Raw genomic sequence first — 15720 nt, forward strand, 5'->3', positions numbered from 1 at the left:
CGGGCTGCATTTTTTCGCGGTGGCAAACAATCGGAGGGCCTGATGTCGCGCTCGAGGTTGTCATCAAGTGGCGGGCCGTGCCGTCGTCAACGTATCGAATCAGCTACTGCCATTGCCGACGGCGGCACGCTCTGCTGCTGCCGCGGGCAATACCGGTAATCGGTCAGCGTTTCGCTTCCACGAACCGTCTGCTTCCCCGGCGCCTCGACCCGACGCCACGCCAGGAAGGAACTCGAGGGCTTTCATGATGCCCGGGCTCGGCTTGTCCTTCTGGCACTCGAGCGCGTCCGTCAACCGCCTCCTCGTGGACGAGGCATCCGGGATGCGTCGCCGCCTTGATCGTGCATCGGGCAGGCCAGCCGCCCGTCATCCGCGTTCCCGCGTAGCCACCAAGGCAGGCTCGCGGATCGACGAGCCGCCAGTTCCGCCCAAGCGGAATCAGAGCTTGTAGCCGCCACTCGCTTCGATCACCTGGGCCGTCACCCAACGGCCTTCATCGGAGGCCAGGAAAGCCACGACTGCGGCGATGTCCGAGGTTTCGCCAAAGCGTCCCAGCGCGGTTGCGGCTTCGATCGCCTTCACCATGTCGGTGTTTTCGCGGACAGCGGCGTTCATGTCCGTTCGCGTCCAGCCTGGCGCTACGGCGTTCACCGTGATTCCGCGCGGCCCCAGCTCCATCGCCAGCGCATGGGTCAGGTTGTTGATGGCCGCCTTGGCCATCGAGTAGATGGGGACAGCCGGCAATGGGCGCGTGGCCAGGCCGGAGGACGTATTGATAATCCGCCCCCCCTCGGAAAGACGGCTCAGCGCGGATTGAACGATGAAGAACGGTGCGCGGGCGTGAACCGCGAACATCGTGTTCCAGGCGTCCGGCGTCGCATCGGCAAGGCCGCCCCAGCCGGAATTGCCGGCGTTATTGACCAGGATGTCGAGCGCCTTGCTGCCCTTCCTTGCAATGAGCTCGCGGTCGAGCGCATCAAACAATGCCGGGATCGCCGCGGCATCGACCAGGTCGGCGTGAAGTGCGAACGCGGTGCCGCCGGCTTTTTCGATGGTCGCAACCACTTCTTCCGCGCCTGCATTGCTTGCGTTGTAGGTGATGGCGACGGTCGCACCGTCGGCCGCGAGCCGTTCGGCAATCGCGCGACCGATGCCGCGCGATCCGCCAGTGACGAGAGCGGTTTTGCCCTTGAGGGGCTGGGACATGAGATTTTCCTGGGTAATAAACGAAATGCGGTTTCAGTGGCCTTGCGAGTCGGATTGCGAGGTGGCTCAGGTGATCCGTTCGCGTGCGATCGGGCCGGGGCTTGCCTCGATGACCGACAGCGCCAACCGGACAAGACCCTCCGCGTCCCCGGCATATTCATGCTCGGCAATGTGGTGCAACAGGATGCCGGCCTGCTCCAGTTGCCGGGCGCCATTGAGGGGGCCGGCGTTGATGGGCTTGAAGCCGGCATCAGCGATCAGGCCGCGCGTCATCTGCCCGGCCGACGCGTCGTCGCTGACATAGAAAACGTTGGGCCGCACCGGCGACTTCGACCACGCCGCGGCCTCGAGCAATGGCGATCCGAGCAGATTGAACGCCTTGACTATTCGAGCCTTCGGGAGGCGTTGTTGCAGAAACTCGGAGGTCGAGTTGTCACGCATGAAGTCCAGCTCGTGGAAATGCTGAAATTCCGCAGTGACGCCGAGCGGGTTCATGGTCTCGATGACGATTTTGCCATTGAGCGCACCGCCCACTTCGCTCACGATCGCGTCGACTCTCGGCCAGTAGACGGAGAACAGAACGGCCTCGCCGAATTCGGCGGCCTCGCGGATCGTGCCGAGCCGGGCCCTGTCGCCCAGTTCTGCGAGCAACGGTGCGATCTTGCGATCCTCGCCGTCCTTCGCAATGACGAGCTCATGGCCTGCGGCTGCCCAGGCTCGCGCCAGGCGACTGCCGACATTGCCGGCATTCAAAATTCCAATCTTCATTTGCTTTCGCGCTTCCCGGTAGTGTGTTGAAAGCATGACTCTAGGTATGATCTAGGAATCGATAAATAGCAAAGAAAACCACATACCGTTGTCTATAACTACATCAGTAGACCGGCTGGGAAAAGGACACGCGAGTGGCAAGCATCGGCTCGACGGGATAGGCCGGCTGCATGCTGCCCGTGTCCGCCGGGACGGGCGCACCCTGTCGGCGACAGGCTGCAAACCGTCATCGGGCGCCCGCACCGGCGCCCCCGACGCGCAAGCCTTACCGCTTGACCGTGCCGGCGCTGGCCTGCTCGAAGAACAGGGTCACGTGAATCTGCGGCATGCCTTCGAAAGTCCCGCCGATCGGCGACGGACGCACGGCACCGTCGACGAGCTTGCGCGCCTCTTCGCGCGACAGCTGCTTACCCGGCCGCAGATACTTGCGGCGGGTCTCCTCGTCGGTGGCGTCGAGCGGCACCTCGGGGGCGTAGCGCCAGAAGTACGTGTTCGTGCCGGGCTCGATGCGCCAGCTGTCAGCGAGCGAGCCGGCGTCGACCGCGTCGTAGCCGATGTCGTCAAGGAAGGCGGTCACGGCCTGCTTGGCGCCCGCATCGTCGCCGGCAACCGGCAGCGTGGTGCGGTTCGCATCGCCCTTGGGCGTGGCGTTCGCCTGCATGTGGATCCAGCTGAGGTTGTGAAGGCCCTTGACGACCTTGGCGCCCTTGAGATGACGCGCAATGAGTTCGCTCGAGGTGAGTTCGCCCCGATCCAGTTCATCGCGGCGGAAATCACCGAAGCCGGGATAGTAGTTCGTCTGGTCGAGGACGACCTTGCCGGCGAACTTGTCGCCCGGCAACTGCGCGAATACAGCGATCGGAATCGAGAGCGTGACGATATCGCCGGCGGCGATCGCGTCTTCGACGGTTCCGGCACGGGCGCGTGGACCAAGGCCCCTGACCAGTTTCCAAAGTGTGTCGGGACCACGCGAATTGCTGATCACGACGTTGTACCCCGCCGCGACGGCCAGGCGCGCAACGGCTTTGCCTACGAGGCCGGTGCCAATAATTCCGATTGTTTGCGTCATCTACACATGCCTTCTATGGAAGAACGGCGGGAACCCGCCGACAGGTTTCACGGGACGCACGCCCAGGCGCGCCCTGATGCAAGCAAGTCGTTCGAACGACAGGGCGGTGCGCGTCTCGCTCACCGTGACGCTTACGACCGCAGCAGGTCAGTGCCACCGCTGTATTCGGTGCGACGCGTTGCATGAATCGCACTATGGACTTAACCTCTTGATTCATAAATATCGGCACATCTCACATACTGTTGTCCATGAATACATCAATCGATTTGCCGGAGATGCGCGTCTTCGTGGCGGTTGTGACCGATGGCTCCTTCACGACGGCTGCGGATCGGCTGGGCACCGACAAGGCGCGCATCAGCCGCATCGTCAGTCGCATGGAGCAGAAGCTCGGTGCACGACTCCTCACCCGCTCGACACGTCGCCTCAGCGTGACCGAGGTCGGACGCGATTACTTCGAGCGCGCCATGTGCATCCTGACCGCCGCCGAAGCCGCGGAGGCGGCGGTGGCGCAGCAGTCCAGGGAGCCCAAAGGGCTGCTCAAGCTCACGGCTGGATCCGAGTTCGGGACGATGGTCGTGGACGAATGGATCGCGGCGTTTCTGCGAATGTCCCCGAAGGTGAGGGTGGAAGCGGAATACACCAATCGCCTGGTCGATATCATCCATGAAGGCTTCGACGTCGCCATCCGTGTCGGCGCGCTCGAGGATTCGGGGCTCTCGGCGCGCAAACTCGGCGAGGTGTCTTACGGGCTGTATGCTGCCCCTGGCTATCTGAAGCGCGGGCCGGCGCTTTCCGTCGTCGGCGACCTGAAGCGCCACAACCTGATCATGAAGACGACGCGGGGACGCGCCAATTGGGCTCTGGCAAACGGCGAGGACATCGAGAAAGTTACCGTGTCGCCGCGCTGTGCCGTCAACAGCACGATCGCGGCGAAGAACCTCGCGCTCGCGGGACTCGGGATCACGCACTTGCCGCGTTTCATGGCCAAACCCTATTTGGCGGCTGGCACGCTGTCTTGCGTGCTTCCCGGTTGGGCAGAGGTTCCGGCGCCGGTCCACGCCGTATTCGCATCGAGCCGCTACATGGATCCCAAAGTGCGCGGCTTCGTGGATCTCTGCCTGACTGCGTTTGTGGACGGCGGCGGTTCGGACACGGATTCTTGAGAGAATCGGGCGATGAACAAGAAGGCGAGCAAGTTTTTCCGGGAAGCCCGGGAGCGCGCAGTGCGCCTGATACGTGAGCAGCGTGGCGAACGTGCGTCGAGGTGCCGATCGCCGGGGTTGGCAGGAACGCGACGACGTTCAGTTCCCATTCGCCCGAGCCGACGACGTCTCGTTTCGCGAAATCGAAGATCGGCAGCGCCGTGTCGCCGATCTTCAAGCCGACGTCTTACAACCGCCGTGCCGTTTGAAATACCTCGAAATTCCCCCGCCTCATTCATGAAAAACTGGGGTGGAGATTGGGTTCGATTATTTCAAAGCTCATCCCACGACAACACGTCGGGACGCTTTCTGGTGGAAAAAAACTGCTTTGCTGCTTCGATCGCTTCATCCTTGGCGACTACGCAGCTCTTTGCCAGCTTGACTTCGCCGCCGAGCTTGTTTTCGTAGAATGTCTCGACCGCAACTTCCCGGGATCTTCCTTGTGAAACAAAATTTTCGCCCGCATCCATGTAATACACGACGGCAATCTCGTCTTTCGAAAAAATATTAAGCTGAGGAAAGCCGTCGTCCTCGAACGTCAGCGTGAAGTTGTTGGCATTGAATGCCGGCTTCCTGCCGAGGAACTCGATCAGCTCGTCAAGAGTCGCGACTTCATTTTCGCCATCGAAATCGTCTGCATACATATCAACATGCTCCTTTGACAGGGGACTTCGGAGACTTGCTGTTCCCTGTAAATGTTCTCGTTTCACCCGTCGCGCCCCGCTTGACCGGGATCGAGCCCTCGGGCGGAACGACGGTAAGCTTGGAATTTTCAGGCAAAAGCGTTTCTGTCATATTGACGCAGAATCCGCAAGTACCCTCAGGGTTGTTGTGGAAAACCAGCCCGTCTGAAATTCCGTTGTCCCTCATGAACAGTGCGGATTGGCCTTCCACGTGCCCGGCATTCGCATAATTTGGATAGGGCGTCGGCCCTCCAGACGAGAAGGTCCTCGATTCGAGCCCGCCCGCGTCGCTCACATAGTAGAAGGTCCCGACAGTCTGCCCGTCGTAGGCCGGAAGCTGAGGGGCAGAAATTTGATAGGAGCCGAGCGTATAGCTTCCGGCCAGACCCCACCAGTCGGTCCATGCGATTGAGTTGGGTGCATATTGGTAAAGATTCAGCCCACCCATCAACCCGATCGGATCCTGATTGATGAACCGGCCAACATCCGGATCGTAGAAACGAAACGTGTTGTAGTGCAGCTCGGTACCGTCGTCGGCATATTGCCCGGCGTAGCGGAGCGGCTGATCGATCCGGGCGGGGGCATGCTGGTTCGGTGCCACCTTGCCCCAGGCTGAATATTGGCCGGCCCAGACAATGTCGCCAGCCTCGTTCGTCGCTTCTTGCGGTGCGCCCGACACATCGGTATGAAAGTGATAGATCCGCGCCGCCTGTCTGGCCTTGTCGATCGCGGCGTTCGCGAGCGCTTCGGCCCTCACCGCATCAACCCGCGCCGCAGGCGTGTAAGGCGCATCCGGGCTGTACACGTAGCTGCTCACGCCGGTGTCGCGCACCTCCTGCGCGAGCCGCAGCCCCTCCCATACGAACCGTTTCGTTTCCTCGCGCAGCGTTACGCCGCGCACGTCGAGCGTCGTATCGGTCATGGCGATGCGCCGCCCGAGCGGATCATAGGCGAAACGCGTCTCCACCACCCCGCGCGTGCCCTGCGTGCGCACGGCCACGAGCCGATCCTGCCCGTCGTAGGTGAACTGCTGGCGCTGATTCGCGCCGCGCAGCTTGGTCGCCAGATTGCCGAACGCGTCGTAGTCGAAGCGCAGGTTCTGCCACATGCGCAGCCGGTTGCCTTCGACATGGCCACGGCTGCTGCGTTGCGCATCGTCGAGCAGATTGCCGGCGGCGTCCCAGGCGAACGATTCGAGCTGCCGGTCGGCGGTGTTGACGCGCTGCGTCAGATAGCCGGCCGGGTCGTAGCTGAACTGCGTGCTGCCGCGCAGGCTGTCGTGGCTTTCGGCCAGTTCGCCAGCGGCGTCGTAGCCGTAGTTGCGCCACACCTGCCCCTGCCCGCGCGCAAGCGCGTCGGGCTGGAAGCCGGCCGATTGCCAGATCTTGCGGCCCAGCAGGTCGTACGCGGTGCGTTCGGTCAGGCGGCCCTGCGTGCGCGTCAGCTCGCGATGCAAGGCGTCGCGCTCGAAATCGCTGACCACCTGGTCACCGCAGCGAATCTGATGCACGTGCCCCGAGCCGTAGCGCAGCATCTGCAGCGTCTGTTCGTGCGGAAGGGCGAGCTTCATCACCTTGTCGAGCGCGTCGAGCGTGTATCGGACGCTGCCGTTCGCGCCGTGTTCGGCGCTCAGCCGCCCGGCCTTGTCGTATTCGAACGTCAGCATGCCGGGCGCGATGCCGAGCGCCAGCCCGGCCGCGGTCGGCACGCACGCGACCTCGATCAGGCGTCCGCCGGTGTCGCGCTCGTAGCGCGTCACCTCGGTAGGCGTGTGCTGCACGCACAGGTTGCCCATCCGGTCGCGCTCGAAGCGGATCGTGCGAACCGGGCGATCGTTTGGAGCGCGATCGTCGGCCGTTCCGACGATCTCGAGCGCCGCCAGATCACCGGCCTCGCCGTATTCGAAGCGGCGCAGCACGCCGTCGGGCCGCGTTTCGCTGCTGAGCCGGCCGCCCGCGCTGTACGCGAACGCGTAGCGCGCGTGGGCCTGTTGCAGCTCGCGCAGCCGCCCCTCGGCGTCGTAGTGGTAGCGGGTTCGCCGCCCGGCCGGATCGATCGCCTCCACGATCTGCCCGCGCGCGTTGCGCAGCGAAACCCGCGTCCGGCCGCCCAGCCCGATGTGCCGGATCATCAGCCCGGCGGCGTCGTATTCGTAGCTTTCGGAGCTGCCGTCGGGATAGGTGACGCGGCGCACCTCGCCGGTCGGGCGCAGGTCGAACGACACGCGCTGGCCGAGCGCGTTCTCGCGCGCGAGCGGCAGGCCGAATGCGTCGAAGACATTGCGCGTGGTCTTGCCCGAGCAATCGGTGTAGGCCACCAGCTCGCCGAGCCGGTTCCACTCGAACGTCTTGCGCCCGCCCAGCGCATCGACATGCGCGATCGGCAGCGCGCTCAGTGCCTGCGGATATTCGTAGCGGTTTTCCCGGTCGAGCGGATCGCGGGTGGCGAGCAGCCGGCCCTGCCGGTCGTATTCGGCGTGCCAGGCGCCGCCGTCGGGCACGATGATCTCGACGGGCCGCATGCTGTTGCCGTCGTAGCGCGTTTTCGTGGTGCGGCCGAGCGGATCGGTTTCGGCAACGATGCGGCCGGCGTCGTCGTACTCGAACATCACGGTTCGTTCCCCGGGCAGCGTCAGCATCACGGGCATGCCGGCGGCGTTGTACTTGAGCCCGTAGCGACGGCCGTCGAAATCGAGGTACTCGACGATCTGGAATTGCGCGTCGTAGCGCCATTGCGCGTGGCGGCCGTCGGCATGCCGCACGTGGGTGCGGCGGCCTTCGATGTCGTACTCGAACGCCCAGGCCTCGCCCTCGCTGGTGTGGGTGGCGACCACCCGCGGCGTGCCGTCGATGGCCTTCCACGTATAGCCCGACGTGAAACCGAGCGCGTTCGAATGGCTCGTCATGCGCCCGTCGGCATAGGTGAAGCGGCGCACCACCGCGCCGTTCGCGTCGGTCACGGAGGCCACCTGGCCGCTTTCGTCGTAGCCGTAGGCCACGACGAGGCGGCGCTGATCGCCGCTGACGAGCGACACCTCGGCGAGCCGCTCGTGCTCCGGCTCGTAATCGAGCACGGCCAGCAAGCCGCCGCAGGTCTGGATTTCACGCACGCGGCCACGGCTGTCGCGTTCGAACCGGCACCACTGGCCGGCCTGATCCTCGATCCGGCGCACCCAGCCGATGCGGCCCGAGCCCGGCTCGTAGCGGCCGAAGTCGTAATAGGTTTCGCCGACGTCGTGCAGGATGTAGCGGCCATCCGGCGTGCAGGTCAGATAGCGCTGGTCGGCCTCGCTGAACGCGGCCTGGCCCGGCTTCAGGACCGGGAAGCCGCTCTCGCGCCCCTGCGCGTCGGTGTACCAGAGCCGCCCGTCACGCGCGTGCAGCCGCAGCTCCCACGGCAGCACCCAGCCGCGCCCAAGCGTGCCGACGTAATCGAGGTCGCTCGAATAGAAGCGCCGGATCACCACCGGCATCGGGCTGGGCACGACGTAATCGGTTTCCGATTCGGCCAGCAGGATCTTGCGCCCGGTGGTGACGTCCACCGGATTGCCGAACATCCCGCCGATCGCGCTGTTGATGGCCGGGCCGATCACGTAGCGGCTCGCCGCCTCGCCGAGCACGTAGCCGCCGATGAATTTCGCCGCGCACGGCATCACCGCGCGCGACAGCCCGCCCGCTTCCTTGAGCAGGCCACCGAGCCCGCCCACCAGCCCGGCCAGCGCGAACGCCCAGTCGGTGGCGGTGCGCAGCCACGGCGGCACTTCGTCGTCGATCGGCAGGCAGGTCTGGGTGCCGCCGTGGAAATAGGTGTCGTGCGAGCCGTCCGAGATGGTCGCGCCGCAGGTGATCTTGTCGTCCTTGCGGGCGGCCGGCTTGCCGTTGATGAAGATGTTGGTGGAGCCCTGCGCGACGAGCGGTACCGGGTTGTGCTTGCTGCACGTCACGCTGCTGAGCGTGGCGTAGGCGGCCTGCCTGCCGTTCACGTAGACGTTCGGCGAGCCGAGCGTGATCGCTCCGGATTGCGAACTGAACATCTTCCCGATCGATTCCCCTAGCGACAACAGCACCTGCGCGCCGATGCCGGCGGCCATGCCGGCCAGCAGCGCCACGCCGAACCCGCAGGTGAACGTGGCGAACGCCACGGCGGCAATCAGGGCGATGCCGAGCACGGCGCCCACCAGGAAGCCGGCCAGCGCGCTGGTGTGCTCGATCGGATCGGTGACGCGGGCCGCTTCGTACACGATACGTCTCCTTTGCGCGGGTCAGGCCTGGTCCGGCGCCGGTTCCGGCGCGTCCGGCCGATAGCTGTCGAGCCAGTCGCACCAGAGTGCGTTGTCGGTGTCGCCGAAGCGCTTCGCGCTCGACGCCGTGAAGATCAGCACGCGCCCCGGCGCGACGACGAACGCCGCCTGCCGCTGGAACACGGTTTTCGCGCCATTGCGGTAGGCGGTGTCGATCCGTTCGCCGGCGATGCCGCCGTCTTCCGCGCCGAGCCGCTCGGCCGCGCGCGCGATCAGGCGATAACCCTGCAACCGCGATTTGAGCAACGCGCTCTGGCGATCGACGTAGACGTCGAGCGCTTCGCCGTCCTTCAACCAGTCGCGCGCGACGCTCAAGTTCGGCTGCGCGGCCAGGTCGGCCGGCACGAAGAGATTGGTAGTCCGATCCTCGAAACCGGCCGGCAGCGCGACGCTGCCTTCGTGGATGCGGATACGGCTGTCGGAATCCGTCATGCAAGCTGCCCGTGTCAGAAAAAATCGAATGAAGCGAAGGCCCGCGCGCGACTCAGTGCATTGCGGCGGCGCTCCGGCGCAAACGCAGGCTGCCCAGCAGCAACGCCGCCAGCGCCAGCAGCCACACATAAAAACCGATCCCGAGGCCGGCGATCGGCGTCGCATTGGCCTCGTTGAAATACCAGTGCCTCGTGAAGAACGAGCACAGCGCGCACGCCAGTGCGGCGCCGCCGAACGCCGCGGCCCGGCCGTCGCGACGCCGGGCGAGCTGGACCGCGGCGAACAGGTAAAGCGGATTGGCCAGCCACGACGGATTGAGCGTCAGCAGGCCGAACCAGCCTTGCCCGAGCAGCGCCAGGCCGCTCAGCGCCGGCTCCTTGTCGAAATACATCGCCGGCAGCAGCAGCGACAGCACATAGCCCGCCACGGACGCGCCGAGCACCGCGCGCCGGCCGACGGCCGGCGGCGCCTCGACCGGATCGGCCATCAGTCGGCCTGACCGGCCGGCGTCACGACCTTCTCGCCGCGCGCGCGCATGGCCGCGCGCTGGGCCCTCGGATCGAGCGGCGGCCACGGCGCGCCGGCCGCGACGATCTTGCGGCGGATCTGCTCGATGCTCGCGGCGGCCGGCGAATCGGGCGTGGCGTGATTCTTCAGTTCGTTCTGCAGCACCCAGCCGTAGGAGACGCCCAGTTCGCTCGCGACCTTCGGATCGGCACCGTGCGCGAGCAGGTAATCGACGGTGTCCCACTGCTGGATCATCGTCGCCTGGAACAGCGCCGTCTTGCCGAGCGAATCGCGCGCGTTGACGTTTGCCTTGTGTTCGATCAGCAGCTTCAACTGCGGCAGCAGCTTGTTCTCGGCCACCTCGAACAGCATCGGCGTGTCGCCGTTGTAGAGCCAGTTCGGATCCAGGCCGCCGTCCAGCAGCACGCGCAGCAGGTTCGGCGTATCGGCGCGCAGCGAGAGCTCGGCGACCGAGCCGCCGTCGGGGCCGAGGCTCGCCTTCGGATCGGCGCCGTTCTTCAGCAGCACCGCGATGATTTGGTAGCGCGGGCTGGACGCGTCGTTCTTGACCGGCACGATTTCCTGCACGGCGTACGACAGCAGCGTGACGTGCTTCGCGCCGGGCGTGTTCAGGTCCGTCTTCGGCGCGAGCTGCTGCACGCTGCCGAGGTTGCCGTCGTGGATGGCCTGGGCCAGCGTGAGCTGCTGCCCCGAAAAGAATTCTTCCGGCGCATAGCGTTTGAAGCCAGTCATGGTGATCCCTTGCGCTTGAGTGGGCCAGCCGAGCGGCAGCGCCGCGCCGATCAGCGCGGCGACGGTGCCGGCGGCAATTGCATTCTTGTATCGCATCAGTTCGATGAGTTCAGATGGGAGGCGAGACTCAGCTCGTCCTTGGAAACCTGTTGGCCCAGGCCATTCGACACTTCGCCCATCAAATGGCGGCCGACGGTGGTCACGCTGGTGCCGTCGAGCGTCACCGGCGTGCCGGCTGCCTTCGGCATCAGCGCGGCCGTGCCATCGCTGATCGGGCCGAGGCGGCCTTCCTGCATGCCCGTCAGGATATCGCCGTCGACGCGGTAGGCGGTGATGTTGCTGGCCTGCGCGGTGCCGCCGTATTGGGCGACCGTGCCCGGATCGAGGCCCGCCGCGTTGAACGTGATCGCAGACGAGCCGCTGGCTTCCGAGGCCGCCGAGGCCAGTCCGCCGCCGAGCGAGTGGCCCGTTAGATCGACGCCTGACGCCGCCCCGGAGGCCTGAAGGTCCTTGCCGATCGTGACGGCGTTGCGGTAATACGGCGAATCGTTGCCGAGGCCCTGCGCGAGGTTGTTGGTCATGTCCTCACCGAACAACTGCTGCGTGCCCTTGAACGCGATGGCCGGCTTCATGGTGTCGCCGAACACGGCCGGATCGGGCGCGTACATCTGCGCGCCGAAGTTGCTGCCGGGCTTCTGCAGATCGCTCGGCTTGAGGCCGTAGGCCTTGAGCGCTTCGGGATCGTTGCCGATCGCCTTCCAGCCGGTGGGCGGCGGATCGTTCGGGTGATAGACGTGGTCGGCCAGCTTGGCGAGCTGCTGCGCCTTGAGCGACTCGGCCAGCTTCGAGGCCGCCGCGCGCGTGGCCGGGTCCGAGCTGGCGAGACCCTGCGCGATCATGGCCTGCGCGGCGGCCCATTGCAGCGCCAGCGCCTGCTCGGGCGTCTGCACGCTGCCCTGGTTCAGGTGGATGACCGGGCCGTCGAGATAGATGCCGTTCGCGTTGATCAGGATCGTCGACGGGCCGTGGCTCAGCTTGATGCCGTCGGGCGTCATGGTCACGACGCTTTCGCCCACGCGGTGCTCGATGCCGTCGCTGGCCTGGTGGCTCTGCATGCCGGGGCCGGCCTTGCTGGCGATCGCCTTGGTATTGATGACGTTCGCCGAGGTGTCGCGGGTCAGCGCAATCGTCTCGGTCATGCCGCCTTCGAGGATCCGTTTGGATTCGCTGCCCTTGAGCAGCGAGACGGTGCGCGGGCCGGCCTCGAGGGTATGCGTTTCGGCATCCTTGATGACCGTGTTCATGTCCTTCTGGGCGTGCAGGAACACTTCCTGGCTGCCGTTCACGTCGGAGAAGCGCAGTTCGTTCGAACCTTCGCCCTTGTGCGTCTGGCTCTTGATGCCCATCGTCTGGCCCGCCGCGCCGTGGTACGGGTTGCCCTGCTCGCCATTGAACACGCGGCCGACGATCACCGGGTTGTCCGGGTCGCCCTGATTGAACGCCACCAGCACTTCCTGGCCGATCCGCGGAATCGCGGCCGCGCCCCAGCCGGCGCCGGCCCACGGCTGCGACACCCGGATCCACATCGAATCGGAGCCATCGAGCTTGCCGCGCCGGTCCCACAGGAAATGCAGCTTCACGCAGCTGCCGTTGGTATAGATCTGCTCGCCCTTCGGACCGACCACGATGGCCGATTGGGTGCCCTGGATCAGCGGCTTGGGCGTGACGCGCCGCGCGCGGTAGGAGACCTTCTGCGGCAGCAGCACGAAGCTGTTGCGGTACGGCAGCTTGGCCGCGTGCGCGGTGTAGTCGTTGACCGCCTCGTGGCGCACCTGCAGGATCACGTAGGCCTGATTGTCGGCGGCCACCGGGTGGCCCGTCACGCTGACGCTGCCGGCCGTGGTCATGCGCCATGCGTAGCCCTGGCCCGTGTAGCGCTGTCCCTCGGCCTCCTCGGCCTCGATGGCCTGGAGCGCGTAGCGGTCGCCGTCGGCGGCGTGATCGTAGAGCGATTGATGTTCGAAACGCTCGGTCGTGGCGAGCCGCGCGTATTTGAGCGTCGATTCGATTTCCACCATCATCAGCGGCGACGACGGCGTCTGATGGTTGAAGTCGCGATAGACGATCCTGCCGACGCCGAAATGGCCGCCCTGGTTGAGTTGGTCGATGCCGTTGTATTCGCTCGAGGCGCTGTCGGCGTAGGGCACGCTGGCCAGCCCCTTGATCGGGCGGAACATGGCGTTGCCGTCGCCGATCACGAGGACGTGCTTGTCCTTTTCGTAGCGGTGCGTCCAGATCAGCCCTTCCTGCTCCATCAGCCGGGCGCAGAAGTTGTAATAGGACTCCTGGTACATCACCACGTATTCGAGCGGCTGTTGCTCGGAATGGATGTCGAACGCGAAATCGCTGAAGCCGTGATCGGCAAACACGGTCGACAGGATGGCCTGCGCCGTCTGCTCCTGAAAGATCCGGCAATCGGTCGAGCGCGTCAGGAACCAGAACCACGGCACCACCGACATGTGATACTGGGTCACGCTGCCTGGGTTGCCGACACGGTCGAATGACGCCACGAAACCGTCGAAATACCGCGTCTCGTCGCCGCTCACGGCAGTGGCGGCGGCCAGCAGCGATTGTTGGGATTGCGGGTCGAACCTGAGCCGGACCTGCTGGCCGATCAGGTCGGCTGGCTTCAGATCGTTGCGGTGCGAGAGCAGATCGAGATGCATCTCCGGCAGCCGGTTGACGTGCTCGTCGACCACCGCCACGCTCACCAGCAGCACGTCATCGCCAAGCGGCGTGTCGAGCGTGACGTAGCGGTTCATCTGCGTGAGCTTCGCCGTGCTGCCCACCGCCTGATTGATCGAATCGGCAATCGCGGCCGGCGGCCGCTGCAACAGCGAGAAGCCTGTCTGCGCCAATTGCACCGCGCGCTGCACGGTATCGACGTGACCGGCAAGCGCGGCCACCGGGCCGACCTGGCTAGCGATATGGGTGGCAAGCGAACCCGCCAGTCCGCCGAGTCCCGCCGGTGCTCCCTGCGGGCTCGCAAAGCTGGATAGAACGCCGCCTGACGACGCCGTACTCATGTCTTTCCTTCTTCTCAGGTTCTTCCTCGTAGGGCCATTCTGTTTATGGCACCGCCACTTTAGGGGAAAAATGAAAGAAATGGTAAACGTTGAATTGGCACTTAATCGATTCGGCAATTTTTACTCGATGTCAATCGGTGAGCGGATTATCCAGGTACGATTTTCTGCATAACAGCCGATAAAATCTCCATCGAATCGTCTGGATTTAGTTCGAGGCAGTTGATAATTTCCACGTGATGGCACGCTGCGATGCAACATCGCGATTAACGGAATATCAGCGCCATTGACAAAGATCGATGAAAACCGGATTGCCGGCGGTCTTTCCGTCAAGATATTTCGCCGTCGCCACGATATCCGCCGTACCCGAACGTCATCCCGGCATGACACTGCACGGACGGCTCGTCGCGCAGTTTGACGAGCAGCGCATTGAGAACCCACGTCGTGTTCGGTTGCAACCGGGCCGCTTTTACCTGACGGCCGTACCTGTCAACGCCGCCCGAAAACTAACCCACCTTTCGGTGGGTGGGCCGGTTTTATATTGGCGCTAACATGCTGGAGCTTCCGCCACGAGTTGGGTGACCCGGTTCAAGGTCGCGTTGGACATGCAACGCCGTGGATCGCAACGGGAAGGAAAAACGAATTTCGAGCCGGCTGCGCAGGCATGCAGCTTAACGAAGATGTCGAGCGCCTGGCGCGACAGATAGATCACATGGATTGCGCCCTTTCATCCGATGCGTGGGGATTGCCCAGGTCTTGCTCTAGAAATCGACCTCATCCCATGTGGCTTGGCTCAGTTCGCTTGCGCACCGACGTCAGCAGGATTAGACGCAACGCCAGCTTGATGCCACCGATTCCATCTGCCGGACCATCAGCCGGATTTCCAAGGGCGACAAAGCACGATCCTTTGGCACGACGGTGACGATAGTGGACGACCCCACCCTGTCAGCAGGGTTGTCCACCTTTTCCCCGTGAGCGACGGCGTAGACATAGACCTGCTTCACGCTGCCCCGAATCTGCACCGCGGTGGCTGGCGCCCCGCGTTCCTTGTCCTTGTCCTTGTTGCAAAAGGGCCGCGGGTCTTCAGGTTGAATTTCAGTCAGCAGACGATTCCGAAAAATGGAGCAGGGTTCCGGGTCAATGCTATGTTGACGCGCGCCGCGGGTGGTGTCGGCCCATCGTGTATTGGCCCAATAGGCATCCATCGCCATGCCGAAAGTCTTGATTCAGTCACGTGGCGTTTCACGTGCTACTTTCAAGCGAGGGAAATATGCCATTGATAACGGATTTCCGCGCGTCCAGCAGCAGTTCGCACGCCATCGCCAATCAAATACCGTCAGGACTAGCGTCCGATATTTAATGTTTTGCGGGCGGCCGTTGAGACGGAAACGTAGCGGAAGGTGACAGTACCGCTGGGCGATGCCGTCATCCACATCCCGGACCGGTCAGACGCCTTAAATCTTGGGCTTTGGCTCCAGACAGCGCGGTGCAGGGCCGATGAGCACCGTGATTTTTCTCTTGTTTTTCGACGGCTTTTACCGTCAGAGATCAAAAGACCCGTTGATGCCTGGAAAGCCGCGTAAAACAAGCTTTTCCGAGAAGATCTTTACCGTCAAAGACGGTAAAGATCTGAATAGTGAACGAGAATGTCTTAATCCGGTCTCGATTCGTACCGCCACTTTTATCGTCAGCTTTTTTGCTGACTGGCGGTAGTCCT

The 15720-nt window shown here is 64.2% G+C and carries 12 protein-coding genes and 2 pseudogenes; 3 read left to right on the forward strand and 11 right to left on the reverse strand.

What is annotated here, in order from left to right; all coding sequences use genetic code 11:
- Positions 1–35: 35 nt before the first annotated feature.
- The 4 genes and pseudogenes from BpN12_RS33470 to BpN12_RS26895 form a co-directional block, all read right to left on the reverse strand.
- Positions 36–406 (reverse strand): annotated as a pseudogene (locus BpN12_RS33470) (IS66 family transposase); the annotation flags it as partial.
- A gap of 32 nt (positions 407–438) precedes the next feature.
- Positions 439–1206 carry an SDR family NAD(P)-dependent oxidoreductase gene (locus tag BpN12_RS26885; protein ID WP_246795243.1) on the reverse strand — a complete coding sequence of 256 codons (768 nt, stop codon included), beginning with the start codon at positions 1204–1206 and terminating at the stop codon, positions 439–441.
- Between the two features lie 66 nt (positions 1207–1272).
- A complete protein-coding gene (locus tag BpN12_RS26890) occupies positions 1273–1974 on the reverse strand; it encodes an NADPH-dependent F420 reductase (protein ID WP_246795244.1) in 702 nt (233 codons plus the stop codon).
- A 265-nt stretch (positions 1975–2239) separates the two neighbouring features.
- Positions 2240–3043 (reverse strand): NADPH-dependent F420 reductase, encoded by an 804-nt coding sequence (locus tag BpN12_RS26895; protein WP_246795245.1) that lies wholly within the window; start codon positions 3041–3043, stop codon positions 2240–2242.
- 248 nt (positions 3044–3291) lie between these two features.
- Between BpN12_RS26895 and BpN12_RS26900 the strand changes: the two genes are divergently transcribed.
- Positions 3292–4206 carry a LysR family transcriptional regulator gene (locus BpN12_RS26900; RefSeq protein WP_246795246.1) on the forward strand — a complete coding sequence of 305 codons (915 nt, stop codon included), beginning with the start codon at positions 3292–3294 and terminating at the stop codon, positions 4204–4206.
- A 311-nt stretch (positions 4207–4517) separates the two neighbouring features.
- On the opposite strand, the gene dddI is transcribed toward BpN12_RS26900, so the two are convergent.
- From dddI to BpN12_RS26930, 6 genes are read right to left on the reverse strand one after another with little or no spacing between them, the layout of a single operon-like run.
- Entirely contained in the window at positions 4518–4889 is a 372-nt protein-coding gene (dddI, locus tag BpN12_RS26905) for a CDI system double-stranded DNA deaminase immunity protein DddI (RefSeq protein WP_246798070.1), read from the reverse strand.
- Between the two features lies 1 nt (position 4890).
- Positions 4891–9168 carry an RHS repeat-associated core domain-containing protein gene (locus BpN12_RS26910; RefSeq protein ID WP_246795247.1) on the reverse strand — a complete coding sequence of 1426 codons (4278 nt, stop codon included), beginning with the start codon at positions 9166–9168 and terminating at the stop codon, positions 4891–4893.
- 21 nt (positions 9169–9189) lie between these two features.
- The gene (locus BpN12_RS26915; protein WP_246795248.1) at positions 9190–9660 is read right to left on the reverse strand and encodes a DUF1795 domain-containing protein; all 471 of its coding nucleotides are present in this window, start codon (positions 9658–9660) and stop codon (positions 9190–9192) included.
- A gap of 52 nt (positions 9661–9712) precedes the next feature.
- A complete protein-coding gene (locus BpN12_RS26920) occupies positions 9713–10147 on the reverse strand; it encodes a hypothetical protein (RefSeq protein WP_246795249.1) in 435 nt (144 codons plus the stop codon).
- The gene (locus BpN12_RS26925) at positions 10147–11016 is read right to left on the reverse strand and encodes an ankyrin repeat domain-containing protein (RefSeq protein ID WP_246795250.1); all 870 of its coding nucleotides are present in this window, start codon (positions 11014–11016) and stop codon (positions 10147–10149) included. The genes BpN12_RS26920 and BpN12_RS26925 overlap by 1 nt, the downstream gene beginning before the upstream one ends.
- Positions 11016–14006, reverse strand: a complete 2991-nt coding sequence (locus BpN12_RS26930; RefSeq protein WP_246795251.1) for a type VI secretion system tip protein TssI/VgrG — start codon at positions 14004–14006, stop codon at positions 11016–11018. Before BpN12_RS26930 ends, BpN12_RS26925 begins: the two co-directional genes overlap by 1 nt.
- A gap of 296 nt (positions 14007–14302) precedes the next feature.
- On the opposite strand from BpN12_RS26930, the gene BpN12_RS26935 reads away from it, so the two are divergent.
- Positions 14303–14554, forward strand: coding sequence for a hypothetical protein (locus BpN12_RS26935; RefSeq protein WP_246795252.1), 252 nt, complete (start codon positions 14303–14305; stop codon positions 14552–14554).
- Between the two features lie 11 nt (positions 14555–14565).
- On the opposite strand, the pseudogene BpN12_RS33510 reads toward BpN12_RS26935, so the two are convergent.
- Positions 14566–15508: pseudogene (locus tag BpN12_RS33510) on the reverse strand (tyrosine-type recombinase/integrase); the annotation flags it as partial.
- Here BpN12_RS33510 and BpN12_RS26945 point away from each other — a divergent pair.
- A complete protein-coding gene (locus BpN12_RS26945) occupies positions 15501–15716 on the forward strand; it encodes a hypothetical protein (protein WP_246795254.1) in 216 nt (71 codons plus the stop codon). The pseudogene BpN12_RS33510 and the gene BpN12_RS26945 overlap by 8 nt on opposite strands.
- Positions 15717–15720: the final 4 nt, after the last annotated feature.

The sequence above is a fragment of the Burkholderia perseverans genome (assembly GCF_022870505.1).
Lineage (GTDB): Bacteria > Pseudomonadota > Gammaproteobacteria > Burkholderiales > Burkholderiaceae > Burkholderia > Burkholderia plantarii.